This is a genomic window from Methylobacterium sp. WL120, from assembly GCF_008039465.1.
Classification (GTDB): domain Bacteria; phylum Pseudomonadota; class Alphaproteobacteria; order Rhizobiales; family Beijerinckiaceae; genus Methylobacterium; species Methylobacterium cerastii.
In genome coordinates, this window is record NZ_VRUT01000071.1 from 1 (window position 1) to 24,130 (window position 24,130).

A 24,130-nucleotide genomic window follows, 5' to 3' on the forward strand; every position below is an offset into this window, starting at 1 on the left:
TCACGCCGCCACCGGTAGTACGTCACCGAACTCACACCGAGCGCGCGGATTGCATCGGCCACGCTCTGGCCCTGTGAGATCAGCACGTCCGCCTGACGGAGCTTCGCGACGATCTCCTCGGGCTTCGGGTGTTTTGCCATCTCGTCCGTCCTCCAGGCTCAAAAGCCATACCAAAGGGCGGACCACTTCAATGGGGGCTGACCATCACGACTTACTCGTAAAACTCGGCATCCAGCTTCAGGCCGAAGTAGGTTTCCACCCGATTTGGCGTAAACCCCACCGAGCTCCGACCAGAGGCCGGGTGCAAAATTGCGTCGTGGTCCAAGCCGTTGATCTAGAAGCTTATTCGGAAGCCTCCGACGATCAAGCCGCCCGCTACTCAAGCCGCGTAGGCGAGGCCGGGCCGACCACCGGCGCACGACGGACACAGCCGGATGTGAATATCAGACCCGTTCGCGCCGTACTCGGCTCCGCAGGGGCGGCAGCGCAGGACGTAGACCTTCTGCATGTGATCGGTACCGGGCTCATCGGTTCGGCGAATGACCTCCTGGTCATTGCGGTTCACATAGCCGATCTCGGTGGTGCCCTTCGACATGAAGATACCTTTTTGCCGGCCTTGGGAAATTGGCCAGTGCCAGCGAGCAGTGTCGCAGCGCAAAGTTACAGAATCTGCAGGCCAATCCGTCGCTTTCTACCGAATGGCGCAAGCATCCCGAGGTGCGTTTGATGCTTTCGCGCGAAGACTTGTTGGAGTGCGTATCGATGCAGCAACATGCCGGAACTTGCCGAACCGTTATCGATAGACGAAAGGCCCCGCCGGCCTGTCGAACCAATAGCTCATGCCTAATCCCGTTCGACCGGCGTGAAGGCATCACCACGGCGGAGGCGGCTCAGAGGGCGGCCAGAACCGAGCGCACGATCAGGATGTGGTGCCGGGATCACGACATCGGCCGACGCGTCGCTGGTGGCCCATGGCTCGTCTCCCGCGTGGCCCTCGCGATGTTCCTCAACGACGATGCCGGGGCGCTTCGGTCCTACCTCGCCGGAGACCGCCGCGGTGTTTCGGTCTCAACGTACTTCGGAGCCGAAGGATTGGCCGATCTGATTGACTGCTGATCGGTGCACGTCGCGGAAATGGTGACGTATCCCGGCACGCCTCACCTCGGGCATCGTCTGCACACACCAGCCGAACCCGAGGACATCGCCATGAAGATCGCCGAACGCTCCATGACCTATCCGGAGTTCGTCCGATTCAGGGCCGAGGACGGCATCTCGGGCGCCATCGTGCAGGCAGCTCGCCAGCACCGCATCACCACCAGCGAGTTCCTGCGCCAGGCAGTGCGAGCGAAGCTGACCGCTGAGGGTGTCGAGCTGCCGGACCTCGGCGCGCTCGCCCAGCGGCAGGCCGCCTGAGGCATGGCGGGCCTGGGGAGCACGTGCGACCGCCCCGCCGCTGCCGGCAACGCGGGTCCTCCGGCGGTCACAGGTGCGCTGCGGGCAATAGAGGCGCAGCTTTTCCCTCCCTGCAAACCTGAAATTTAAGGTCTACACCTTGTCCGAACGCCTCAGTCTACGCCAGCTTGCGATCCGCCTCGACAGGGACGCTACCGGCCTCGGTCGATTGGCTCGGAAAGGATCGATCCCGAAGGGCGAAGACGGAAAATTCGACCTTGAAGCGGTCCGCGCGGCGCTGGCCGTCAACGTGGATCCGGTCCGGCAAAAGGCGACCGTAGACGGTCTACGGTCTACGTCTACGCGGTCTACGGTCCACACCCGGACCGAGACTGGCACTTTCCCGACGCCCGCGGCCTACCGCGACCGTGCCGAGCTCGGCGACCCCTTCGCCCGCGGCGCCATGTATGCCGCCGCCGTGGTCGCCTACGGCGTTCCGACGGCAGCCGCCAGCGCGGCAATCGAGGCCGGTGCCGGCCGAGTCCTCGCCCTCAAGGTCTACGACGCCGCCAAGACGGACGCCGCCTTCCTCACGGGTGACGTGACGGAAGCGCTTGGCCTTGCCCTCGGCAAGGACGACGCCGGCCCGCACGCGCCCACCGCGTTCGGCGCCTTCGACCCCTCCACCTTCCCCGGCGCCGCCCCGTAATCGGCCGCCCGCACAGGAGTCACCCATGACCGCCACCGTCCGCCCCCGCGAGGGCCACCGTTCGATCGCCCAGGACGTCCACGGGCTCAACCACGGCGCCCACGACTACCGCGTCCCTAACCAGGCACAGCCGGGCAGCCTGCCGCCGGATGCGGCCGCGCAGCTGCGGGACATGGAAGCGACCGCCCAGGACCTGAACGCGGCAGCGAATGCCACCTTCGACCGCCTGCAGCACGAGCGCGAGGACCGCGCCTTGCTGCAGAACTCGATCGCCCAGATGGAGCGCGCCCATCCCGACCAGGTCGAGGGCGACAAGGAGTACGAGCGGGCCAAGAAGTCCGTTGCCGCCCAGACCGCTCGCATCGCGGAGACGTCCGCGCGGTACGAGCGGCAGAGCGCGGCCTGGAATGCAGCCGCCCGGCTCGTGCGCTCGATCACAGAGTGGCACGAGGCGCACGCCGACGCCCCGATTGTGCCCTTGAAGCAGTCATCGCCGCGGACCGGCAAGGGCGAGACTGCCTTGGGCGCGGTCGAGCGGTGCCGCTCCCGGCTCGCCGAGCTTCGCGCCGAGGCCGACCGGATCGAGGCCGCGCCGCTGCCCTCGGCCGACGCCAAGGCCGCGGTGCGCGCCTACGTCGAGGCTTTGGCCTCCCGTGGCCGACCCGACGTACGGGGCATGCTCTCGGCGGCGAGCGGCAAGCCGCATTTCGCCAACCTGCCGGGCGTGCCGGTTCCATCTTTGGAGTTCGGCACCCTCGCGCCGGTCGCCCTCGGCGGCGTCGTCAACGATGGTCTCGCGCTTCTGGCTTGGACACAGCCGGACCTTCTCATCGCTAGCCTCGATGCCGAGATCGACACGTTGGCCGACGACGCCCGCGCCATGACGGCCGTCGCCCAGGCCGTCGCCCGCGCCGAAGTCGCCCGGCAGATACTTGCCGTCGAGCGCGACGAAGAGGCGTTCCTGCGGATGTCGGTCGCCACCGGCTTCCTGCTCGACCGTCGTGCCGACGCCGACCCGCGGGCCGTGCTGATGGTCACGATCGCCGGCGAGGCGGCGCAGTAAGGCCTCGATCCGCATGGTCGAGGACCAGGGCGGCACGCTCGGCCATCGGCCGGACATCGACCCGCGGGCCATCCTGCAGGTCGAGGTCGCGAACGCGGATGGGGTGCTCGCGTAAGCGCCGACGCGGAGCCAATGCCCGCCGACATGGGTGTGTCGATGCCGGGGACGAAGGAGAGCGACGGCGATTGGGTGTGACGTCAGCGTCGGGTTGTCGATCAGAACGATCGGCTTCAGCGCGGCGTTGCCCCCGGATCATCAAGGAGACCGATATGGCACCGCGCATCTACCCAGGCAGTCCGGACAGGCCAGGCGAGGGCGCGAACAGCGTCGAGCACCGCATCGGGCATGACGTCGACAGCGTCGATCAGCTCAGCAGCGTTACCCTCATGGGCCTCGGGATTGGTGGTGCGGCGGTGGCGCTGATCCTGGTGCATTTCCTGATCGGGTGACGCCCCATCGTGAGCCGTCTACGTCAAAGCTTCGAGGCAACCTTCAGCCTCGCCGGCATCCGCCACGCGGGGCTTTTTCGTTTCTACAGCTTCTCGGCGTCAATCTTGGCGATGATGCCGTTGAGCTCTTCGATTGACGCGCGCTTGGTAGCCATCATTTCTTGAGACACATCAAGCAATTCGCCGCCTGGATCGGTGGCGTATGTTCGCATTTCGCCCTTCTCCATCCGGACTAAGATGGCCGACAAGGACGCGCGCTCATCACGGCACCACTTCTCAAACCATACCTGCGGCGTCATCTCGATCTCCATGTCAGCCCGCCAGGTATCAGCCGCGGCAGGCTTTTAGACCTTATGAGGCAAATGTACCAATGGATGCGGGGCGCTAATCCACTTTCGCATCGCCTGGTAAGTCGTCTTTTGTCTGAATTTCTAAACCGGCGGCCGTGGCAAAGCTTCGAGCAATCGCACGAATTTTGTCGCGAGCTTCCTGTTTGATTTCAGTGCTGGGTCGGCCGTTGGGTTCGGTGGAAACAGACCCTGTGAGGCGTCCGTCGTTGGTAATCAGGGTGAAGTTGAACCTCCCAGAGCGGCTGCGTCGGACGATATAATGGGGGTTTGCCAATCTGGACCCTTCGCGCATGCCATTTACAGCTTCTACGAAGAGAGGATCGGTCTAGTTTCACGCCAACGAAAAAGGTGCGCTGGGTCAGGGCGCGCCGAGGTTCTTATAGTTCCATCGCTTCCCAGGTAGGAGCCGCGCCGGGTCAGCATGCAACTTGGCCATTAGCACGAACAATCCGGTGCCTGCCATGCGCCTACCGCCGTCAGCAATTCGCGATGCATACTGTCCGATCAACAACTAATTCAGCCGCATCTAAACCCAGCGTTTCGACTTGAATAAGATGATCGCCCTTTCGCCAAAGGAAAGAGCATCGGCCTAAAATTTCGTTAGAGCAGGCAAGCGTTTCGGGATACCGTGCACAGACCGCTTCTCGGCCGACACTGCAACCGCCCCCAGGCTCCCGAGATGGCTCTGCCGCCTGCCAATCAAGTGCCATGAGGCTAGCCCGTGCAGCCTCGTAGAGGGTGCCTTGGGGGAACTGCACAATCGCATCGGCTGCGGCTGATGTAGCCAGCGTGACCAGGACAGGGATTAGTAAGGCGAAGCGCATCCCGGCAGGATAGTCGCCGAGCCACCGGTGTCGAGCTGGCTCCCTCATGAGCCCGGGCGCGCCCTACTTGACCGGGTTCGGATGCGGCGATGGGGTGCCACAGTAGATGGTATGATTATACCTTCATAAATCCCTGGAACGGCATTGTATGACGGTGGCCCACGCGTATCGCTGCAGTCAATTCTCCCGCGACCTGTGATGCTTTTCGAATTCTAACCAAATCCTCTTGCCGCCCGGCCTCGGAGAATTGTCCGCCAGTCAACCCGTCGCTCATCTCAGAAAGTAGGTTTGAAAATATTACATTGTCTTTAGCCCAAAACTTTTCGGAAACCTGCGCTGATAGGCCATCAATAAGTGACTGCATTCCCAGTAATTTAGCCTCTAAAATCCTTGCTCTATATTGTTGATTATCCTCAAAAGTTTGAGACCAGTATTCGGCTGATACTCCGCCTGCTTCAACAAGGGTCTTGCATAACTCATCACATCGAGCAGAGAATTCGTCTCTGTGAAATTTCCAAAATCCAATAGTCGCTGCGATTATTCCACCAAATACCGCCCCAAATAAACCAGAGAATAATACATACCAACTAAATTGCTGTTGCATTAAAATTGCTCTCCGATCATTTACGTTTGAGGGCATCGTCTATGTAGCTCAAGGCGCGCAACTTATGATGAGTAAATCTTGGGGTGTCTGCTACGATTTCTAGGTTCTCAGTAATTTGTTTTTTTGTAAATCCACATCTAACAAGACCGCCAAATGCTTCCTCCAAAAATGAAGATCCATATCCTGATACTTTATCAAGTATCACTTCCAATTTTTCGTGCGAATATATTGCTTGCTTGAGCCTAGGCTCCAACAAAACTTCGCGAAATTCCTCGCCGCTGTATGGGCCGTCTTTTCGATACCTTGGCCCAGGGTATCTGGTGAATTCCGCTTCAATACTCAGTGTACGTGTCATCGCTCTTTTCCTAAGCCAAGCTGCCATTCGATCAGAGTACCATGGAAAGGCAGCTCATTGTACTGGGAAGTAGGGCGAGTACCGGTCTCCCAGATGTACTCCCCATGCCTACTGAGAATCCTAAGGCGCCCGTATTCCGCTCTTTCCGCTACTTCCTGCATCGAATGCAAGCCTTTGCCGTGCTGTAAAAGGCCGGTGGATGTCTTCGCGATCTTCATTGCCGTGCGTATGGCCAGACCATCCAACCGCATGTCACTTATCGTTCCGGTGAATTTTAAATAAGATAGTACTTTACTCAGCAAGCGCTCATGACGCTCGGCGTATTTTCCAAAAGGAAGACTAAATGGTATAGTTACGCCCTGGTCATAAACTGCGATAGTAACAAAGTTTTCGCTGGTATCGACATACCCCGTCATCCACCATCGGTGGACCGACGGATGCAGCCAAGAGTGACCCTCTGGGTACGCCCAACTCCAAGAATTCAAAATCGCTTCAAATATACCCCCATAAGGTTCGGCATAGAGCAGGCGCTGAGCAGCATCGTCAGGTAGCAATTCAGCTAATGCGTCCTGCAGCCGGCCTACGCTTTCACCTATCGCTTGTTCTCCCGAGAGAAACTGCAGAACTCGAGTTGAGCCGAGATCAAATTGCTCGGACGATAATGGTTTCATCTCAAGTAGTTCATGGAAACCAAGCGATCTTAAAACAGATAATACGAAATAATCCCAGCGGTGTTCATCAACTGTACAAAATTTTAGACCTGTCAGATGACGATATCTATCAAATTCAGCCGCAAGAACTAAAGCAGCCGTTGGCGATATATCTTTGATCGTTCCAAAATCTGCATATTCTTTCAAATGACCGCGACGCTTATTTCTATTAATCAAGAGATTATTGGAGAAAAGCCGATCGCGTATTTGCGTTATATATAGTAAAGTCTCTGTGTAATTGCTGTCTAGGGAAAAAACTTCTGGGGCCGGTATTGCCCGCTCGGCCCATATTTGTTTTTGTTGGCCATCTTTGTAGATAGTTGCCCGGCGACGTCCAATACCATTGCGCTGATCGCGTTTCCATTCTTTCCATGAAACACGGCGCTGATTAAGACGTCGAGCGTGACGCTTTAACCAGACTTTATGGTAGGGCCTCAGCTTTCTCATAGGCCTCACATACTTAGTCAGTGCTGAACCGGCTGCTCAACGAACGACCGCATGCCGTGCTCGTCCAACGCATCCTCGAATGTGTCGAAGGCGACTTGGTCATCCGCGTAAGCCTTATCCCAGACAGTCTGGCCGCTCATGCTGTCGATGACTTCCAAAGTCCAAGCGTCATTGATTCCAGCGAACCGGTAGATGCGAACATCCACCGTGATCCCATCGCGGGTGACGCTTCGGCTAAGCGGGGAGGCCTCGATCGCGCGGGCCGGAATGCCGGCCATCAGTTTGCGCCTTCGGGGTCTTCGCGGTGCTGCACGTAGCCCTGGGCTGTCAGCCAATCATCGACGGCTTTCCGAATGGCCACTGTTCGAGTTGGCTTGGGGTCGGGCTGATCGGCAATCCAGGCGTCGAGCGGACGAAGCTGCTCGGGGAGCATCCGTACTCCGATCGTATGGCCCGTTCCTGTCGTGGCAGGACGACCGCGTTTTTTTGCGCTAGCGCTAATTGACGAGCCCATGAATTGACGCTAGCGTGAATAACGAGCCGCGACAAGGCTGGAACCCTTGCCACGGCTCTAACCCCACCACTCTGTTGAGGAGAGCGGAATGGCTATCCACGCCCATAGCACACGCACGCCCTTATTACCCCAGGCTGGCGCTCCGTCGGCCTTATTACCCCGCGGGGCCGGCAGGCAGTCTGGCCCCGTCACGCTGGCTCTCCGCGCCATGCGGACGGCCGATCCCGACCAGGCCGCCCACGACGCCATCGAGGCGATTCGCCGGGGCTTGGATCGCCACTTCTCGGAGGCTGACCGGCAGCGCCTGAGCGCGCTTCGTCAGCGCGTCGCGGACCGCATCGAGTTCGACCTCGCCTTATTAGACGCCTTGGATGGCGATCAGGACCTCGAGGCCGACTACGGCACACCAGGGTTCGGACCAGAAGGCACCATCGTCATTTTCGGCCGGTCCACGGACGACGAGGATGGTGACAACGGCTGCGCCGACCTCGACGGCTCTCTTGAGCAGCACGGCCATGGCGCGTTTGGCGACCCGGTGTTTGCATGAGCGCCCCGTCCTCACGCCGATCTGTAGTCCGCGGTATCGGCGCCGCGCTCACCGGCACGATCTTCGGCGTCACGCCGGCTCGTCCAAACGGACCAGATCTCACGGGAGCCGCCGAAGGCTTCATCGACGATTGCCGGAAGGCTGGGATCTCGTTCGTGGTCTCGCCCTCGGGTGACGTCTGGTACTCGCTGCCGATCACCGGAACCAAGGAGCAGTTTGCCACTCGGAACCGGCTGACGGCGAAGCTGGACGAGCACCCTCGGCTCAAAGCTGCCGTCCGCAAGGTAGCCCGCCTCCAGATTACGAGGGGCACCTGATGAGCCCGCGCCTTCTCGTTGTCCGCAGCTCCCTACAGGCTGCTGTCGCAGCCCTGGTGCTATCCCGCCTCGCCATGCGCGCAGGACGGTTTGAGGACTGGCTTTGGCGCCAATCTGCGAACCGGATGCGGCACGCTCAGGCCCTCGCCGATATGGCGGCGCCTCGCTGAACGAGTTCGCATCTCACGCCGTCGACATGTTTGCACGCCGCAGATGCAAACCCCTGGGACAGACCGCAGACTCACCCGGCCGGGTCGCTCGCTCGGCCGGGCCGCACGAAAGCGTCGCCAAACTGAAAAATCACTACGATGCTTTACATGGCTCGTGCCACGCCGTAGCATCGCTGTGAGTTTTTAGGAGATGCATGATGGAACCCGTACGGATCGAGAGCTGGGCCTTCAGCCGGAGCGACGCCGCCGTCCTCGTCGGCATGACCGGCGGCCAGATCGGCAATTATCTCACCCGGTACGACCTCTTCCCGGAGCGGCCGAAGGGCAAGGGCTACCACGTCGACTTCAAGCTCGCCGACCTGCTGCGCCTCTGCGCCGTAAAGGTGCTGATCGCATCGCACTTCACGCCGGAGCAGGCTGCCTTCGCCATGCGTACCGGTCGCGGTCTGCTGAGCGCCATGCGGAACGACGGGTGGGGGGACGATCAGGAGCCGCTGCACACCTACCCCGGAACCCTGTTCTTCGGGCGTGACAGCGCCGGCGAGTTCGTTCGGGCTGACGGCCCGCATGTCGTTGTTGCGACCCTCCTCCGCTGCTGGCCCATCTTCGACGACCTTTGGCCCCGCGTCCGGGCGAAGATCCGTGACGAGGGCAAGCTCGTCCCCGCGCCGTACCCCGGCGACGTGGAGGCGGGGATTGATGCGTTCGAGGCTGAGATCGCCGCGTTGCGCGCCCGCCGCTGGAACAAGGGAGCCTGAGGCCGTGCCCCGCCAGCCCAAGGCAACACAAGCTGAGATCGTCCGCGTTCTGAAGGGCTGGCAGGCGGCTGGACTGAAAGTCGGACGCGTCGAGATCGAGGGCGGCAAAATTTCGGTCTACTCCAGCGAGGACGTGCGGCAGGAGCCGGCGTCGAAACTCGATGCTTGGAGGGCCAGCCGTGACCCGCGTTAAGCTCAAGGGCATCAACACCATCCGCAAGCTGCTCGCGGACGGGTCACGTGCCGTCTACCGCTACCATCGGGCCACTGGCCTCCCGCTCACCGGCGAGCCCGGTTCGCCCGAGTTCATCTCGTCCTACGCGCGCGCCGAGGAGACGATGCGCGCGCGGCGCAGCGGAGAGACCTTCAACGCCCTAATCCGCGCCTACACCACCTCGACCGAGTTCACGGGCAAGCTCGGGGCAGCAACCCAGCGCGAGTACAAGCGCATGCTGACGAAGGCCGAGCCCGAGTTCGGCGGTATGCCGATTGGCGCCCTGGAGGATCAGCGCGTCCGCCGGGACTTCCTCGACTGGCGCGAAACCGTCGCGAAGGTGTCGGGCGACCGGGAGGCTGACAACCGGCTCTCGGCCATCTCGGCCATGCTGACCTGGGCGGTCGAGCGCGGGCGGTTACCGGCGAATCACATCAAGGGCTTCAAGCGGCTCTACCACTCGGATCGATCCGAGATCGTATGGCTGCCCGAGCACATCAGCGCCTTCATGGGCGCGGCGCCGATCGAGATGCAGCGCGCGCTCATCATCGCGCTCCACACCGGCCAACGGCAGGCCGACATCCTGCTCATGCCATGGTCCGCATACGACGGCACCGCGATCACACTCCGGCAGGGCAAGAGCCTACGCCACGGCAAGCCGGGCCCGCTGCTCACGATCCCCTGCACGATGGCCCTGCGGCGCGTGCTGGATGGGATGGAACGCACGTCGCCGCTCATCCTGACGACCAAGACGGGTCAGTCGTTCAAGAAGCGGTACTTCGCCGAAATGTGGGAGGCGGTCTCGAAGCGCGTCGGCCTCGACAAGGTGATGCTGCCCAGCCTGTCGGAGCCGGTCTCGCTCCACTTTCACGACCTGCGCGGGACGGCCGTGACACTCCTCTCGGAGGCCGGCTGCAACCCTCAGCAGATTGCGACCATCACCGGACACTCGCTCAAATCGGTGTCCGTGATCCTCGACCGCTACCTCGCACGAACGCGAGCGCTTGCGGACCAGGCGATCTTCAATTGGGAGAACTCACCGCGAACAGAATTCGCAAACCAACTGCAAACTACCGTTTCGCCCACCAAAGCACGGAAGGGATAAGTCCATGCAATCAATGGTAAATAATGGCGCGCCCGAAAGGATTCGAACCTCTGACCCCCAGATTCGTAGTCTGGTGCTCTATCCAGCTGAGCTACGGGCGCCCTGCGGACCGGGTGGCGGTGAAGGCCTGTTCCGGTCGCGAGGGGGTGTCTAGAGGCTCGTTCCGCGCTTGGCAAGTGGGTAAGCGGGGCGATCGTCTCCCGCGGTGCGATCGACTTGGTGCGGCGCACAGCGAGGAAGGGGCGACGCGTTCCGGGAGGGGATCGGGTATCGCGTCCGAAGGCTCGCGCGCCGACCGGGCCTCGGGGTCTCGCCTTTTGGCGAGGGCGTGCGCGTGGTATCCGGCGCGCCCTATGGATCGGGCCTGAGCGACCCGGCTCTTGCCACTTGGTCGCGGCCGGGTTTGTGCGAAGCGGATGAGGGTCGAATGATTGCGGCGACCGAGATCGAGGGCACCCTCGCGGGCTGGCGCTTCAGCGTCGCGCCGATGATGGACTGGACCGATCGCCATTGCCGGGCGTTCCATCGCGTGCTGTCGGCGCGGGCGCGGCTTTATACCGAGATGGTCACCACCGGCGCGGTCATCCACGGGCCGCGGGAGCGCCTGCTCGGCTTCTCCCAGGTGGAACACCCCGTGGCGGTGCAGCTCGGCGGCGCCGAGCCGGGCGACCTCGCCGAGGCGGCGCGGATCGCCGAAGGCTATGGCTACGACGAGATCAACCTCAACGTCGGCTGCCCGTCGGACCGAGTGCAGAACGGCCGCTTCGGCGCCTGCCTGATGCTGGAGCCCGAACATGTCGGTGATTGCGTCGCGGCGTTGAAGGCGGCGGTGCGCGTGCCGGTGACGGTCAAGTGCCGGATCGGCGTGGACGAGCAGGACCCGGAAGCCGCGCTGGACGCGCTCGCCGACGCGCTGGTCGCGGCCGGCGTCGACGGCTTGATCGTCCATGCGCGCAAGGCCTGGCTCAAGGGCCTGTCGCCCAAGGAGAACCGCGACGTGCCACCGCTCGACTACGACCGGGTGGTGCGGCTCAAGCGGGCGCGTCCCGCCCTGCCCATCGCGGTGAACGGCGGCATCGCCACCGTGGCGGAGGTGAAGGCGCACCTTTCGGCCCTCGACGGGGCCATGGTCGGGCGCGCGGCCTACGGCGAGCCCGCCGGGCTGATCGCCGTCGATCCCGAGCTTTTCGGCACGCCGGCGCCGGTCGCGGACGCGTTCGAGGCGGTCGAGGCCTACGCTCCCTATGTCGCGTCGGCGCTCGCCGGCGGCGAACGGCTCCACGCCATCACCCGGCACATGCTCGGCCTGTTCAACGGGCGGCCCGGCGCGCGGGCGTACCGGCGCCATCTCTCCACCGCCGGCGTCGAGGCGACGGCCGACCTCGCGACCCTGCGTGCCGCGGTGGCGATGGTCTCGCGCGAGATGCCGGAGCGGGACGCCGCCTGATCGGCCTCCGCGGCGGCGTCAGCGCCCGCGCAGGATCAGCCGGTCGCCGCGGACCTCGTAGCCGGCGAGCCGCGTCAGGAAGCTCTGGCCGAGGAGGTTGCCGTCGAGGGCGCCCGGCCTGGCGACGAGCGCTGGCACGCGCCGTTCCGTGATCGGGCCGACGGCGAGGGACTCGAGGGTCGCCGGTGCGGCGTAGGCGACGCCGTTCGCCGTGGAGACGCGGGTGGTGAAGGCGCCGGGTTCCGGGCGGATGCCGAGGGCGTCGGCGCTCTCCGCGGTCAGCACCACCGCGCTGGCGCCGGTGTCGAAGGCGAAGCTCTGGCTCTGCCCGTTGACCCGCGCGTCGACGCCGAAGACGCCGTCCGACCGGCGGGTGATCGTCACGGTGCCGCCGGGGCCGATCGCCGGCGTGCCCGGGCGCAGGGCGCCCATGACGCCGGCTTGGATCTCCTGGAGCGGCTCGCGGTAGACGTAGCCGACGACGCAGACGAGCCCGAGGCCGCACCAGAGCAGCAGCGCCTGCAGGTTCTTTCCCGGCGCGGCGGCGAACTGGCGCCAGAACCCGGCGACCACTAGCGCGAGGATGCCGGCGCCCCAGGCGAGGCCGGCGAGCTGATCGGGCTCGATCGCCCCCGCGATCCCGCCGCCGTCGGTGGCCACGAGCACGGCGACCACGAGGCCGATCGCGATCAGCGCGAGGATCGTCATGCGGGCGCCTGCGTGGGCGCGAGCCCGGCTTCCACGAGACGCGTCGGCAGCCCGGCCATGATCGCGCGGCGGCGCGGCTCGGACAGGGAGCCCCACAGGCCGATCTCGTCGCGCGTCCGGCCGCACCCGATGCAGAGGCCGCTCGGCCCATCGAAGACGCAGACCTTGGTGCACGGGCTCGAAGCTTTGGCGGATGGCGTTGTCACAGGCGCGTTCATCCCGCGTCCATGCCCGTTTCGAGGGCCGGCGATCAAGCTCAGACCGTGGCGAGCAGCGCCAGCAGCGCGGCGATCTCCGCGAGCTGTTGGCAGGCGCCGATCACGTCGCCGGTCTGTCCGCCGATCTTGCGCTGGGCGACCCAGGTGAGGGCGAGCGACGCGAGCGGCGCCAACACCACCATCGCGAGGATGCCGGCCAAGGGCAGGCCGAGCGGGACGGCGAGCAGTGCCAGGGCGAGGCCGAGCGCGACGGCGGTGCCCGCCGTCGTGCGAGTCGGGCGGCCGACCGCGGCCGACAGACCCGAGGGCCGGGCGGGCGACAGCAGCACCATCGGCGCGAGGGCTGCGACCCGCGAGAGGATCGCGGCCAGCGCGAGCCCGGTGGCGGCGGCGGTGCCGGTCCGGTCGAGCAGCGTGGCGAGGGCGCCGATCCGCAGCGCCAACGACAGCATCAACGCGACGCCGCCATAGGCGCCGATGCGGCTGTCCTTCATGATCTCCAGGCTGCGCTCCGGCGTCGCGCCGCCGCCGAACCCGTCGGCGACGTCGGCCAGGCCGTCCTCGTGCAGGGCGCCGGTGAGCATCACCGCGACCGCGACGGCGAGCGTCGCCGCGACGAAGGGTCCGAGGTCGATCCACCAGCCGGCGAGCAGCACCAAAGCCGGCGGCAGCGCCAGGATCAGCCCGGCCAGCGGCAGCATCCGCGGGATCGTCCGGAAGTCGGGGACCGCATGCGGATCGGGCTCGCCCGGGAAGGGCGGCAGCGGCAGGCGCGAGTAGAAGCGCAGGCACGCCGCCAGATCGTGCAGGAGGTCACGGCCGGGCCAGTCGGCCTCGCCGCGGAACGGTTCGCCCAGCATCACGCCGCCTTCGCTCGCAATGGCCTTGACGCGCGCAGCCTTCACCCGCGCGCCCGGTCCCACTATAGCTCGCGGGACCGGCGCGCCCGCCCACCCGCGGACGGCCCGCCCACAACAATCCTTCGGACCCGATGACCGACCCGAGCCCGTTCGCGGATATCCGCCGCCTGATCGAGACGATGCCCGGCCCCGACCGGGAGGCCACCGGCACGATCGCCGCGCGCGAGGCGCGCCTCACGAAGCCCGCCGGGGCGCTGGGGCGGATGGAGCAGCTCGTCGCCTGGCTCGGCGCCTGGCAGGGCAAGGCGATGCCGACGCTGGACCGGCCGCTGGTCTGCGTCTTCGCCGGCAGCCACGGCGTGACGAAGCGCGGCGTCTCGGCCTTTCCCGATGCGGTGAACCGCCAGATGCTCGAGAACTTCGCCGCGGGCGGCGGGGCGATCAACCAGATCTGCGCCGCCTACGGCCTCGGCTTCAAGGTGTTCGACCTCGCCATCGACCTGCCCACCGGCGACATCACCGAGGCCCCCGCCCTCGACGAGAAGGCCACCGTCGCGACCATGGCCTTCGGCATGGAGGCGGTCGCCGCCGGCACCGATTGCGTCGGCATCGGCGAGATGGGCATCGGCAACACCACGATCGCGGCCGCGCTCTACGCCGCCCTGTTCGGTGGCGAGCCCGCGCATTGGGTCGGGCGCGGCACCGGTCTGGACGATGCCGGCGTCGTGCGGAAGGTGGCCGCGGTGGAGGCGGCGCTCGCCCACCATGCCGGGCATCTCGACGATCCGCTCGAGATCCTGCGGCGGCTCGGCGGCCGCGAGGTCGCGGCGATGGCCGGCGCGATCCTCGCCGCGCGGCTGCAGCGCGTGCCGGTGGTGCTCGACGGCTACGTCGCCACCGCCGCCGCCGCGGTGCTGCACGCGCTCGACCCGCGCGCGCTCGACCATTGCCTCGCCGGCCACGTTTCGGCCGAAGGCGCCCACGCCGAGGTGCTGGACCGGCTCGGGCTGGTGCCGCTGCTGGCGCTGGGCATGCGTTTGGGCGAAGGCTCGGGCGCCGGCATGGCGATCGGCCTGCTCAAGGGCGCGCTCGCCTGTCATCGCGACATGGCGACGTTCGAGCAGGCCGGCGTGTCGGACAAGGGCCATTCGGGTTCGGGGGAGTAGGGCCATGAAGATCACCCAGGCCTTCACCTTCGAGGCGGCCCACCGCCTGCCGAACGTGCCCGAGACCCATCGCTGCCACCGGATGCACGGGCATTCCTATCGCGTCGAGCTGACGGTCTCCGGCCCGGTCGATTCGCGCACCGGCTGGGTGGTGGACTTCTTCGACATGGAGGCGATCTTCGCGCCGGTGCTGCTCCAGCTCGACCATTATTGCCTCAACGAGGTCGCGGGGCTCGAGAACCCGACCGCCGAGAACATCGCGGCGTGGATCTGGCAGCGCACGAAGGAGGGCCTGCCGGGGCTCTCCGCGGTGAAGGTGTTCGAGACGCCGATGTCCTGGGCGGAGTATGCGGGTGATTGACGACCGCGCGCTGGTGCTGTTCTCGGGCGGGCAGGATTCCGCGACCTGCCTCGCCTGGGCGCTCGACCGCTACGCCCACGTCGAGACGCTGGGCTTCGATTACGGCCAGCGCCACCGGATCGAGCTCGACGGGCGCGCGACGCTGCGCGACGGCCTCGTGCGCATCCGCCCGGACTGGGCCGAACGGCTCGGCGAAGACCACACCCTGGCGCTGGACGCCCTGGGCCAGGTCTCGGAGACGGCGCTGACCCGCGAGACGGCGATCGGGTTCGAGGCCGGCGGGTTGCCGAACACCTTCGTGCCCGGCCGCAACCTCGTCTTCCTCACCTTCGCCGCCGCGCTCGCCTACCGCCGGGGCCTGCGCCACGTCGTCGGCGGCATGTGCGAGACCGACTATTCCGGCTACCCGGATTGCCGCGACGACACGATCAAGGCGCTGCAGGTGGCGCTGAACCTCGGCATGGAGCGGCGCTTCGTGCTGCACACCCCGTTGATGTGGCTCGACAAGGCCGAGACCTGGCGCCTGGCCGAGCGCCTGGGCGGGCGGGCGCTGGTCGACCTCATCGTCGAGGACAGCCACACCTGCTACCTCGGCGAGCGCGGAGCGCGCCACGCCTGGGGCTATGGCTGCGGCACCTGCCCGGCCTGCGCGCTGCGGGCCTCGGGCTATGCGCGGTTCGTGGCCGACGCGCCCTGATCACACGGACTGGACGATGACGCCGTACCAGCCGAGGCCTTCGTAGGTCTCGTAGCCGGGGGTGCGGTGGAAGGCCGTGACGAACGCGCCGTGCGCGACGCCGCTGGCGCCGCCCTTCGGATCGAACGCCAGGGTCTCGGTGAGGACGCCGCGCTCGTCGGAGGCGGCGAGCACCCGGCGGTCCGCGTCCACCAGCAGCACCCGCGTGCGGGCGCGATCCTGCGGCGAGACCCGGATGCCGGCCACGATCGCGCGCGCCTGCGGCTCCCAGTCGAAATGGATCGCCAGCACGCCGATTGGGGCGCCGTCGGCCCGGCCGCCGTCGCGGATGCTCGCGCAGTAGGTCGCCACTTGCGCGCCGCCGAGGCGCGGCTCGCGGCGCACGTTGCCGGCGAGGTAGGCGTCGCCGTCGGGCAGGGCGAGGGCCTTGCGGAACCACGGCTCGTTCGCGACGCTGGCGCTGCGGGCGTCGGGATAGCGGTCCGGCCTCCCGACGGCGAGGATGCGGCCGTGCCGGTCGCACACCCAAAGGTCGAGGTAGACCGTGTAGGCCGAGAGGATCACGCCGAGGCGCTGCCCGGCATGCGCCGCCGCGGCCGGGTCGGGCTCGGCGACGCAGGCGACCACGGCGGCGTCCGTCGCCCACCAGCGCACGTCGCAGGTGCGTTCGTAGAGGTTGCGGTCGATCAGCTCGATCGCGTTCAGCGCGAGGTCGACCATGCGCTCGCCTCGCGCCTGCACGGCCATCGCCCCGACGGTGCGGCCGAGCTCGTCGATATGCCCCGAAAGCTGCGTCTCCAATTCGCGGGCGAGGGCCTCGATCTCGGCGCCGATCCCGCGGACCTCCTGCGCCACCACGGAGAACCCCCTGCCGTGCTCCCCGGCGTGGGCGGCCTCGATCAGCGCGTTCAGCGCCAGGATCTTGGCCTGCGCGGTGATCTGGTGGATGCGGCCGATCTTCTCGTGCGCGACCCGGCCGACGCCTGCGGTCAGCGCCGAAATCGTCGCGAGCGTCGGAGCCGACGCGGCGGGCTCGGTTCGCTGTGGGCCGACGATCTTCGAGGCGGCAACGGACATCGGGTTCGGCTCACATCGGGCGACGTGATTTTATGCCTATCCTTGCATGGTAAAGAAGACTTGAATCTGCGGGGCGTCTCGGCCGTCATGGCCGGCGACGGGCACGGTATGGCCGGCTCCGCGCCGACTTCGTCGAGCGCGCGATCGGCATTCGCGTCAGCGCAGGCGCTCGGTGAGCGCCGTCAGCGTTCCGGCAAAAGCGTCCGGCCCGCCGAGCAGGCGTTCCAGCAGAAGAGCCCCTTCGAGCGTCGCCACCACCAGCCGGGCGTGAGTCGCGGGATCGAGGTCGGGGCGGATGCTTCCGTCCGCCGCGCCGTCGCGAAACACCTGCTCCAGCCAGGACACGTGGCGGGCGAAGAACGCGACGACGTCGGCGCGCAGGCGTTCGGGCAGCGCGTCCCCCTCGGTGGCCAGCGCCGCGCACAGGCAGCCGAGGCCCTGCTCGACGCCGCCGAGGTAGAGCCGCCCGTAGGCCGCGATCCGGTCGATCCCGGCCGGGTGCGCGCTCAGGATCTCGGCCAGCGCCGCGTCGTAGCGCTCGCCGTAGGCCGCCACCAAAGCCGCGCCGAGGTCGTCCTTGGTGCGGAAGTGGTGGTGGATGCTGGCCTTGCGGATGCCGACCGCCTCGGCGAGGTCGGCGTAGCTGAAGCCGGACCAGCCGCGCCCGCGCACCAGCGTCTCGGCCTGGATCAGCAACTCGGTGCGGGTGTCTCGCATCGTGGGGTCGAACGCCGTGTCGAAAGCGCGCCGCCGGCCGGCGCCTCCCGCCGTCTTGCCACTTGACGACGGAGAAATCTACCTACTAGATGGTTGGAAGAATAATTCAGGGAGACCGGCATGCCGGGAACGGTCCAGCGCCACGCCGATGCGAGCCGCGAAGGGTGCGCCCGATGAAGGCCGTTCTGTCGCGCCGCGCCGCCCTGTTCGGCGGGTTCTGCCTGTGCTGCCTGCCGAAGCCGGGGTTCTCCGCCGACTCCTTCGCCATGGAGGAGGTCGGCCCCGGCATCTTCATGCGGCGCGGGCCGAACGCCGACGCGACGCCCGAGAACGACGACGCCATCGCCAACATCGGTTTCGTCGTCGGCCGGGACGGCGTGCTCGTCACCGAATCCGGCGGCAGCCTCGCCGACGGGCAATGGCTTCGCGCCGAGATCGTGAAGCGCACGTCGAAGCCGATCCGGCACGTGGTCATCACGCACGTCCACCCCGACCATTGCTTCGGCGCCGCCGCCTTCATGGCCGACAAGCCCAACGTCATCGGCCATGCGCGCCTGCGCGAAGCCCTGGACGCGCGGGGCGACTACTATCGCCAGCGCCTGGTCGACATCCTCGGCGCCGACAAGGCCGGCAGCGTCGTCTACCCGACGCAGGAGGTGAAGGACGGCGCCGAGGTCGACCTCGGCGACCGCAAACTGCGCTTCACCGCGCATGCGACCGCGCACACCTCGTGCGACCTCTCGATGGTCGACAGCGCCAGCGGCCTGCTGTTCACCGGCGACCTTCTCTCGGTCGGGCGCATCCCGTCGCTCGACGGCAACCTCAACGGCTGGCTGAAGGAGGTCGAGGGCCTGCGGGCCTCGGGCGCGACCCGCGCCGTCCCCGGCCACGGCCCGGTCTCCGTCGATCTGGCGCCCGGCCTCGACGCGCTGTCCCGCTACCTGACCACGCTGCGCGACGAGACCCGCAAGGCCATCGCCGCCGACGTGTCGATCGAGAAGGCGGTCCGGACCGTCGCGCAATCCGAGCGCGGACGGTGGGACCTGTTCGACAGCTACAACGGCCGCAACGTCACCGAGGCCTACAAGGAGCTCGAGTGGGAATGAGGCTCGAGCCGATTTATCTCTCATCCGACCGGAGGAACGCCATGAAGCCCGCCCTTTCTTTGATCCTGAGCCTCGGCCTGTCGGTCGCCATCCTCGCCGGCCCCGCCGTCCGTGGGCCGGCCCTGGCGGCCGGCGCCTCGGACACCGACGCCGAGCGCACGGCGCGCTGGCAGGAGATCGCCAAGTCGGTGTTCGGCGACCGCAAGATCCAGCCGACCGACACGCTGATCCAGATCGACGCGCCGAACCGCGCGATGGATGCGGCGCTGGTGCCGATCACCCTCACCATGCCCGAGAAGGACAAGATCAAGGCGGTGCACTTCGTTATCGACGACAACCCGTCGCCCTATGCCGCGCACTTCACCTTCGGCCCGGCCGGCGACCCGAGCGAGTTGAAGCTCCGGGTGCGCGTCAACAACTACACCAACGTCCACGCCGTCGCCGAGACGACGGACGGCGGCCTCTACGAGGCGGTGAAGTTCGTGAAGGCCTCCGGGGGCTGCTCGGCCCCGATGGGCATGAGCGACGAGGAGGCGATGAAGGGCATGGGCGACATGCGGATGAAGTTCTCGGGCGAGGCGCAGGCCGGCAAGCCGATCGAGGCGACGCTGATGATCCGCCACCCGAACTTCTCGGGCATGCAGATGAACCAGGTGACCCGCGACTACACGCCGGCACGCTACATCAACAAGCTCGTCGTCACCGCCGGCGACAAGGTGGTCTTCACCATGGACGGGGACATCTCGATCGCCTCGAACCCGGTGATCAACTTCGGTCTGGTGCCGGAGCCGGGCAAGCCGATCAAGGTCGCGGCCTCCGACAGCCAGGGCGGCAGCTGGGAGCACAGCTTCAACGCGCCGAGCCCGAGCAACTGATGCGCGCGGGCCGGGACCATCGCCTGATCCGCCTCGCCACGGTGTTTCTGGCCGCGGGATTCCTCGCGGCCGCGCCTGCAGACTCGCCGGTGAACGTGCCGGAGCCGGCGGGCCTGCACGAGGGCGTCCAGCAGGGCTACACCCCCAAGACCTTGAGCGGTGCCGTCGTGGTCGACATCGCCGGACTCGACGCGCTCATGGCGAAGGCGCCGGTGCTGATCGACGTCGCGCTCGCCGACCGCAAGCCGGCGAACTTCCCGGCCGACCGGCCCTGGCTGCCGGCCCACCGCTCCGTGCCCGGTGCCGTCTGGATGCCGAATGCGGGCGCGGCACCGCTCGCGGCCGAACGCGAGGCGTTGTTCCTGAAGCGGGTCGCGGCGCTGACCGGCGGCGACAAGGGGAAGCCCATCGTCACCTTCTGCCATCCCGATTGCTGGGGCAGCTGGAACGCCGGCAAGCGCCTGGTCCAGCAGGGCTACACCGCCGTGCACTGGTTCCCCGACGGCATCGAGGGCTGGCAGGACAAGCACGACACCGCTGTGATCCGGCAGGATGCGGAATGGGCGGCCGACCCTGCGGCAGGGGAGCGGTCGTCCGCCCGCTGAACCGCGGGGATCACGACGCGGCGCCGATTCGATGGAGCCCGATCGTTCTGACGCATCCCCGTATCGGTCGGCTCGGCAGGCGCGCATCCCCTCTCCCCGCATGCGGCGAGAGGGCTTCGTCGACCGTGTCGTCGACAAAGCGAGGCAGCAGCCAAAGGTGAGGGGGGGAGTCGACGGAAGAGCCCCATCCGGCACCTCCCCCTCACCGCCGCTTCGGCTTCGCCTCTCGCTTCCCGGCTGCACGACGAGGTGCAGCCGGGCCTCTCCCCGCGGGCGGGGAGAGGGGACCCCCCCGCTTCATCCGCCGCGATGTGTGAACGCGTGAGCCGGTCGAAGAGCACCGCGAGCGGGATTCCTGTCGCGCGGCAGCCTATATGAGGGACGTGCAGGCGTTCCCGACCTGCATCGCGTTCCGGTCCGTTCCCGACGGCCGCGCCAAGACAAACGGAGTTCGAGGCCATGTCGCAGGTCGTGCAATCGCGGCGCGTGATGGCGGTGGATCTCGCCAAGCGGAAGGCCGAAGGGCGCAAGATCATCGCGCTCACCGCCTACCATGCCCACACCGCCAGCATCCTCGATCCGTATTGCGACTTCATCCTGGTCGGCGACTCGCTCGGCATGGTGATGCACGGCATGGAATCGACCCTGCCGGTCACCCTGGAGATGATGATCCTCCAGGCTCAAGCGGTGATCCGCGGCACCTCCCAGGCCCTCGTGGTCGTCGACATGCCGTTCGGGTCATACGAGGCATCGCGCGAGCAGGCCTTCCTGAACGCCGCGCGTGTGCTGAAGGAGACCGGCGCCGGCGCGATCAAGATGGAGGGCGGCGAACGATTCGCCGACACCGTCGCGTTCCTGACCCAGCGCGGCATCCCCGTGATGGGCCATATCGGCCTGACGCCGCAATCGGTGAACACCATGGGCGGCTTTCGCGTGCAGGGCCGTGGGCCGGACGGCGAGCGCATCCTGATGGAGGATGCCCGCGCGATCAGCGAGGCCGGCGCGTTCGCGATCGTGCTGGAGGGCATCGTCGAGCCCGTGGCCAACGCCATCGCGCAGTCGCCGACGGTGACCGCCCCGACGATCGGCATCGGCGCGTCCGCGGCCTGCGACGGCCAGATCCTGGTGCTCGAGGACATGCTCGGTTTGAGCGACAAGGCGCCGAAGTTCGTGAAGAGCTTCGGCTCGCTGCGCGCCCACATCGAGGAGGCGGTGCGCACCTACGCCGACGAAGTCCGCTCCGGACGCTTTCCCGCCGCAGACCACACCTATGCTGCGCGCTGAGGGCGTCGTTCACCCTGTCGATGACTTTAATCCTCGGTAGCGCCTACCGAGCGATCGATAGGCCCTGTTCGTGCGTTACTCTCCGGATCAATCGGAGACGGCATGGACGCGCGCTGCATCACCCTGAACAACGAGGCCGTTCGCATCGGATCGGAGCGGCTGCTCAGCCATCTCCGGCGCGAGGGGCTCAACTACGACCTGTGGGTCACGGGCTCGAATTCCGGGAGCACGGTGCACCTGCGGGTCGACCAACTCACCGACAGCCTCGACAGCCGCATCCGCGCCGTGCTGGTCGGAACGGCCACCACCCTCGACCTCGCGACCCGTCCGGGGGCTTGAGGCGCCGCCGCATCGATTGACGCGATCCGGCCGATCCCCGACAAGGCGGCCGCCCGACGGCACGACCGCCCGTCGCGGTGTCCCCCGCCGCGCCGCCCTGGCCGATGCTGTTCAACTCCTTCGTCTTCCTCCTCGTCTTCCTCCCTGCGGCGCTCGCGCTGCACGCCCTCGTCGAGCGTCGTCGGCCGGGCTGGCGGCTGCCGCTGCTCGTGCTGCTGTCGTTCGTGTTCTACGGCTGGTGGGACGTGCGGTTCGTGCCGCTGCTGCTCGGCTCGATCCTGGCGAACTGGCTCGTCGCCCGCGCCTTCGTCCGGGCGCCGGCCCGCTGGCTGATCCCGGCGGCGATCGCCGCCAACCTCGCCGTGCTGGCGCTGTTCAAGTACCTCGACTTCTTCGCCGACCTCGCCAGCCTGGTTCCAGGCGTCGAGGCGCCGCGGCTCGGCTGGGTGCTGCCGCTGGGGATCTCGTTCTTCACCTTCCACCACATCATGTACCTGACCGACCTGCGGGCCGGCCGCGCGCCCGCCTTCGGGCTGACCAAGTACGCGCTCTACATCGCCTTCTTCCCGCAGGTTCTCGCCGGCCCGCTCGTGCGCTGGAGCGAGATCATGCACCAGTTCGACGAGCGCCCCTACGCGCGCCCGGACGCGGCGGAGCGGATCGGGCGCGGCCTGATGCTGCTCGTCGTCGGCCTGTCGAAGAAGGTGTTCTTCGGCGATCCGCTCGCCGGCTACGTCAACCCGGTGTTCCAGGCCGCCGCCGCCGGCAAGGCGGTGACGATGGCGGAGGCTTGGCAGGCGACCCTGGGGTTCACCTTCCAGATCTACTTCGACTTCTCCGGCTACACCGACATGGCGCTCGGCATCGCGCTGCTGTTCGGGCTAGTGCTGCCGCAGAACTTCGACGTGCCGTACCGGTCGGCGTCGCTGCGCGAGTTCTGGCGGCGCTGGCACATGACCCTGTCGCGGTTCCTGCGCGACTACCTCTACATCCCCCTCGGCGGTAACCGCCGCGGCCTCGCGATCCAGGTCGGCGCCCTGTTCGCCACGATGACGCTGGGCGGCCTCTGGCACGGGGCCGGGCTGACCTTCGTCGCCTGGGGGGCGCTGCACGGGGCCGGCCTCGGCGCGGGCATCCTGTTCCGCCGGGCGAGCCTGCGGCTGCCAAGCCTGATCGGTTGGGCGCTGACGTTCCTGTTCGTCGCGCTGACCTGGGTGCTGTTCCGCGCCACCAGCTTCGAGGCGGCGCTGATCGTGTTCAAGGGCCTGTTCGGCCTCGGCCCCGCCGGCACCGGCTTCAAGTGGCGGACGATCGCGGTGGCGGCCGCCGTGGCGACGGTCGGGCCGAGCGCCTGGGCGGCGGTCCACCGCCTGCCGCCGAGCCGGCTGATCGCCGCCGCCTTCGCGCTGCTCTTCGTCGTCGTGCTGCTGAAGATGGGCGACGACGGCAACTACGACTTCATCTACTTCCAGTTCTGATTCGATGCGCAGCCCGTCGCCTGCCACGGCCTGGTCCGCCTTCGCCCGCACCGCCGTGATCGCGGCGGCGGCGATCCTGTCCGGCTACCTCGCGCTCGCCGTCGCGATCGACCCCTACGACAGCGGGCGGTCGCGGCTGTTCTCCGTCGGCGCCGTCCGGCCGCAGGGGCCGCGCACGGCTCTGGCCGTCCGCGGGCGCGACCCGGCGTTTTCCGGCGCAATCCTCGGCAACTCGCACATCCAGCTCGTCGAGCCCGCTCGCCTTGCGGCCGCCACCGGCATCCCGTTCGTGCAGCTCTCCGTGCCCGCGACCGGACCGGGCGAGCAGCTGCTGATCCTCGACTGGTACCTGCGCCACCATCCCACGCCGGCAGCCCTGGTGATGGCGGCCGACGACTTCTGGTGCACCGACGACCCGGCGCTGCCGCCGGGCAAGCCGTTCCCGTTCTGGCTGCTGGAGCGCGACCCCGTCGCCTACGCGCTCGGCCTGCTGCGCTTCAACGTGGCGCAGGAGGTCGTCGGCCGGATCGGATGGCTGCTACGCCGGGCGCGTCCCGTCGCCCCCGCCGACGGCTGGTGGAACTACGAGCCGGATTACCTCAAGCTCGGCTTCGCCGGCGACGCGCGCCCGGCGCCCGGCGCGGGGGCGGCGACGCCGGACACG

The 24,130-nt window shown here is 67.0% G+C and carries 32 protein-coding genes, 1 tRNA gene and 2 pseudogenes; 21 read left to right on the plus strand and 14 right to left on the minus strand.

Annotation, left to right across the window (positions count from 1 at the left end; genetic code table 11):
- Nucleotides 1-140: pseudogene (locus FV229_RS14470) on the minus strand (IS3 family transposase); the annotation flags it as partial.
- A gap of 239 nt (nt 141-379) precedes the next feature.
- Nucleotides 380-595, minus strand: a complete 216-nt coding sequence (locus FV229_RS14475; protein WP_147752654.1) for a hypothetical protein — start codon at nt 593-595, stop codon at nt 380-382.
- Nucleotides 596-624: 29 nt separating this feature from the next.
- Here FV229_RS14475 and FV229_RS27445 point away from each other — a divergent pair, with 29 nt between their 5' ends.
- From FV229_RS27445 to FV229_RS14500, 5 genes are all read left to right on the plus strand, one after another.
- The gene (locus FV229_RS27445; RefSeq protein ID WP_187275156.1) at nt 625-1,116 is read left to right on the plus strand and encodes a hypothetical protein; all 492 of its coding nucleotides are present in this window, start codon (nt 625-627) and stop codon (nt 1,114-1,116) included.
- A gap of 90 nt (nt 1,117-1,206) precedes the next feature.
- Nucleotides 1,207-1,413, plus strand: coding sequence for a hypothetical protein (locus FV229_RS14485; protein ID WP_147752655.1), 207 nt, complete (start codon nt 1,207-1,209; stop codon nt 1,411-1,413).
- Nucleotides 1,414-1,552: 139 nt separating this feature from the next.
- Nucleotides 1,553-2,101, plus strand: a complete 549-nt coding sequence (locus tag FV229_RS14490; RefSeq protein WP_147752656.1) for a hypothetical protein — start codon at nt 1,553-1,555, stop codon at nt 2,099-2,101.
- 25 nt (nt 2,102-2,126) lie between these two features.
- Entirely contained in the window at nt 2,127-3,164 is a 1,038-nt protein-coding gene (locus tag FV229_RS14495; protein WP_147752657.1) for a hypothetical protein, read from the plus strand.
- A gap of 269 nt (nt 3,165-3,433) precedes the next feature.
- The gene (locus FV229_RS14500) at nt 3,434-3,613 is read left to right on the plus strand and encodes a hypothetical protein (protein ID WP_147752658.1); all 180 of its coding nucleotides are present in this window, start codon (nt 3,434-3,436) and stop codon (nt 3,611-3,613) included.
- An 83-nt stretch (nt 3,614-3,696) separates the two neighbouring features.
- Here FV229_RS14500 and FV229_RS14505 read toward each other — a convergent pair whose 3' ends face one another.
- The 6 genes from FV229_RS14505 to FV229_RS14535 form a co-directional block, all read right to left on the minus strand.
- Complete coding sequence (locus FV229_RS14505) at nt 3,697-3,924, minus strand: hypothetical protein (protein ID WP_147752659.1); 228 nt, start codon at nt 3,922-3,924, stop codon at nt 3,697-3,699.
- 978 nt (nt 3,925-4,902) lie between these two features.
- The gene (locus tag FV229_RS14515) at nt 4,903-5,391 is read right to left on the minus strand and encodes a hypothetical protein (RefSeq protein WP_147752660.1); all 489 of its coding nucleotides are present in this window, start codon (nt 5,389-5,391) and stop codon (nt 4,903-4,905) included.
- Nucleotides 5,392-5,407: 16 nt separating this feature from the next.
- Complete coding sequence (locus FV229_RS14520) at nt 5,408-5,746, minus strand: STAS-like domain-containing protein (RefSeq protein WP_147752661.1); 339 nt, start codon at nt 5,744-5,746, stop codon at nt 5,408-5,410.
- The gene (locus FV229_RS14525) at nt 5,743-6,903 is read right to left on the minus strand and encodes a hypothetical protein (RefSeq protein ID WP_147752662.1); all 1,161 of its coding nucleotides are present in this window, start codon (nt 6,901-6,903) and stop codon (nt 5,743-5,745) included. Before FV229_RS14525 ends, FV229_RS14520 begins: the two co-directional genes overlap by 4 nt.
- Before the next feature lie 17 nt (nt 6,904-6,920).
- Complete coding sequence (locus tag FV229_RS14530) at nt 6,921-7,181, minus strand: hypothetical protein (protein WP_147752663.1); 261 nt, start codon at nt 7,179-7,181, stop codon at nt 6,921-6,923.
- Nucleotides 7,181-7,336, minus strand: coding sequence for a hypothetical protein (locus FV229_RS14535; protein WP_187275157.1), 156 nt, complete (start codon nt 7,334-7,336; stop codon nt 7,181-7,183). Before FV229_RS14535 ends, FV229_RS14530 begins: the two co-directional genes overlap by 1 nt.
- Nucleotides 7,337-7,625: 289 nt before the next feature.
- Here FV229_RS14535 and FV229_RS14540 point away from each other — a divergent pair, with 289 nt between their 5' ends.
- The 5 genes from FV229_RS14540 (at nt 7,626) to FV229_RS14560 (ending at nt 10,528) form a co-directional block, all read left to right on the plus strand.
- A complete protein-coding gene (locus FV229_RS14540) occupies nt 7,626-7,964 on the plus strand; it encodes a hypothetical protein (RefSeq protein ID WP_147752665.1) in 339 nt (112 codons plus the stop codon).
- Nucleotides 7,961-8,281, plus strand: a complete 321-nt coding sequence (locus FV229_RS14545) for a hypothetical protein (RefSeq protein WP_147752666.1) — start codon at nt 7,961-7,963, stop codon at nt 8,279-8,281. Before FV229_RS14540 ends, FV229_RS14545 begins: the two co-directional genes overlap by 4 nt.
- A 364-nt stretch (nt 8,282-8,645) precedes the next feature.
- Nucleotides 8,646-9,209: a MerR family transcriptional regulator gene (locus FV229_RS14550; protein WP_147752667.1), complete on the plus strand. Its 564-nt coding sequence runs from the start codon at nt 8,646-8,648 to the stop codon at nt 9,207-9,209.
- Between the two features lie 4 nt (nt 9,210-9,213).
- Complete coding sequence (locus tag FV229_RS14555; RefSeq protein WP_147752668.1) at nt 9,214-9,402, plus strand: hypothetical protein; 189 nt, start codon at nt 9,214-9,216, stop codon at nt 9,400-9,402.
- Nucleotides 9,389-10,528 (plus strand): tyrosine-type recombinase/integrase, encoded by a 1,140-nt coding sequence (locus FV229_RS14560; protein ID WP_246688200.1) that lies wholly within the window; start codon nt 9,389-9,391, stop codon nt 10,526-10,528. Before FV229_RS14555 ends, FV229_RS14560 begins: the two co-directional genes overlap by 14 nt.
- A gap of 24 nt (nt 10,529-10,552) precedes the next feature.
- Here FV229_RS14560 and FV229_RS14565 read toward each other — a convergent pair.
- Nucleotides 10,553-10,629: transfer RNA gene (locus FV229_RS14565), tRNA-Arg, on the minus strand.
- A 326-nt stretch (nt 10,630-10,955) separates the two neighbouring features.
- On the opposite strand from FV229_RS14565, the gene dusA reads away from it, so the two are divergent.
- On the plus strand, nt 10,956-11,975 hold the full coding sequence (gene dusA, locus FV229_RS14570; RefSeq protein ID WP_147752670.1) for a tRNA dihydrouridine(20/20a) synthase DusA: 1,020 nt from the start codon (nt 10,956-10,958) through the stop codon (nt 11,973-11,975).
- Nucleotides 11,976-11,993: 18 nt separating this feature from the next.
- Here the strand turns inward: dusA and FV229_RS14575 are convergent, their stop codons facing one another.
- From FV229_RS14575 to cobS, 3 genes are read right to left on the minus strand one after another with little or no spacing between them, the layout of a single operon-like run.
- Nucleotides 11,994-12,683 (minus strand): TIGR02281 family clan AA aspartic protease, encoded by a 690-nt coding sequence (locus FV229_RS14575; protein WP_147752671.1) that lies wholly within the window; start codon nt 12,681-12,683, stop codon nt 11,994-11,996.
- Entirely contained in the window at nt 12,680-12,889 is a 210-nt protein-coding gene (locus FV229_RS14580) for a DUF1289 domain-containing protein (protein ID WP_246688201.1), read from the minus strand. The genes FV229_RS14575 and FV229_RS14580 overlap by 4 nt, the downstream gene beginning before the upstream one ends.
- Before the next feature lie 50 nt (nt 12,890-12,939).
- Nucleotides 12,940-13,761 carry an adenosylcobinamide-GDP ribazoletransferase gene (cobS, locus tag FV229_RS14585; RefSeq protein WP_147752684.1) on the minus strand — a complete coding sequence of 274 codons (822 nt, stop codon included), beginning with the start codon at nt 13,759-13,761 and terminating at the stop codon, nt 12,940-12,942.
- Between the two features lie 131 nt (nt 13,762-13,892).
- Here cobS and cobT point away from each other — a divergent pair, with 131 nt between their 5' ends.
- The 3 genes from cobT to queC are packed head-to-tail and all read left to right on the plus strand — an operon-like array spanning nt 13,893 to nt 15,985.
- Nucleotides 13,893-14,927 carry a nicotinate-nucleotide--dimethylbenzimidazole phosphoribosyltransferase gene (gene cobT, locus FV229_RS14590; RefSeq protein WP_147752673.1) on the plus strand — a complete coding sequence of 345 codons (1,035 nt, stop codon included), beginning with the start codon at nt 13,893-13,895 and terminating at the stop codon, nt 14,925-14,927.
- A gap of 4 nt (nt 14,928-14,931) precedes the next feature.
- Nucleotides 14,932-15,288 carry a 6-carboxytetrahydropterin synthase QueD gene (gene queD / locus FV229_RS14595; RefSeq protein WP_147752674.1) on the plus strand — a complete coding sequence of 119 codons (357 nt, stop codon included), beginning with the start codon at nt 14,932-14,934 and terminating at the stop codon, nt 15,286-15,288.
- A complete protein-coding gene (gene queC, locus FV229_RS14600; RefSeq protein WP_246688202.1) occupies nt 15,281-15,985 on the plus strand; it encodes a 7-cyano-7-deazaguanine synthase QueC in 705 nt (234 codons plus the stop codon). Before queD ends, queC begins: the two co-directional genes overlap by 8 nt.
- On the opposite strand, the gene FV229_RS28455 is transcribed toward queC, so the two are convergent.
- Together FV229_RS28455 and FV229_RS14610 are read right to left on the minus strand one after the other, a co-directional pair.
- On the minus strand, nt 15,986-17,062 hold the full coding sequence (locus tag FV229_RS28455) for a methyl-accepting chemotaxis protein (RefSeq protein ID WP_147752676.1): 1,077 nt from the start codon (nt 17,060-17,062) through the stop codon (nt 15,986-15,988). It abuts the gene before it with no gap.
- A gap of 156 nt (nt 17,063-17,218) precedes the next feature.
- Nucleotides 17,219-17,779: a TetR/AcrR family transcriptional regulator gene (locus FV229_RS14610; RefSeq protein ID WP_147752677.1), complete on the minus strand. Its 561-nt coding sequence runs from the start codon at nt 17,777-17,779 to the stop codon at nt 17,219-17,221.
- Nucleotides 17,780-17,952: 173 nt separating this feature from the next.
- Between FV229_RS14610 and FV229_RS14615 the strand changes: the two genes are divergently transcribed.
- From FV229_RS14615 to FV229_RS14650, 7 genes and pseudogenes are all read left to right on the plus strand, one after another.
- Nucleotides 17,953-18,885 (plus strand): quinoprotein relay system zinc metallohydrolase 2, encoded by a 933-nt coding sequence (locus FV229_RS14615; RefSeq protein ID WP_147752678.1) that lies wholly within the window; start codon nt 17,953-17,955, stop codon nt 18,883-18,885.
- A 41-nt stretch (nt 18,886-18,926) separates the two neighbouring features.
- Nucleotides 18,927-19,760, plus strand: coding sequence for a quinoprotein dehydrogenase-associated SoxYZ-like carrier (locus FV229_RS14620; protein ID WP_147752679.1), 834 nt, complete (start codon nt 18,927-18,929; stop codon nt 19,758-19,760).
- The gene (locus tag FV229_RS14625; protein ID WP_147752680.1) at nt 19,760-20,365 is read left to right on the plus strand and encodes a rhodanese-like domain-containing protein; all 606 of its coding nucleotides are present in this window, start codon (nt 19,760-19,762) and stop codon (nt 20,363-20,365) included. The genes FV229_RS14620 and FV229_RS14625 overlap by 1 nt, the downstream gene beginning before the upstream one ends.
- A gap of 459 nt (nt 20,366-20,824) precedes the next feature.
- Nucleotides 20,825-21,649 (plus strand): 3-methyl-2-oxobutanoate hydroxymethyltransferase, encoded by an 825-nt coding sequence (panB, locus tag FV229_RS14635; protein WP_147752682.1) that lies wholly within the window; start codon nt 20,825-20,827, stop codon nt 21,647-21,649.
- A 102-nt stretch (nt 21,650-21,751) separates the two neighbouring features.
- A complete protein-coding gene (locus FV229_RS14640) occupies nt 21,752-21,988 on the plus strand; it encodes a hypothetical protein (protein ID WP_147752683.1) in 237 nt (78 codons plus the stop codon).
- A 104-nt stretch (nt 21,989-22,092) separates the two neighbouring features.
- On the plus strand, nt 22,093-23,466 hold the full coding sequence (locus FV229_RS14645) for an MBOAT family O-acyltransferase (RefSeq protein ID WP_147752685.1): 1,374 nt from the start codon (nt 22,093-22,095) through the stop codon (nt 23,464-23,466).
- A gap of 4 nt (nt 23,467-23,470) precedes the next feature.
- A pseudogene (locus tag FV229_RS14650) lies at nt 23,471-24,130 on the plus strand (hypothetical protein); the annotation flags it as partial.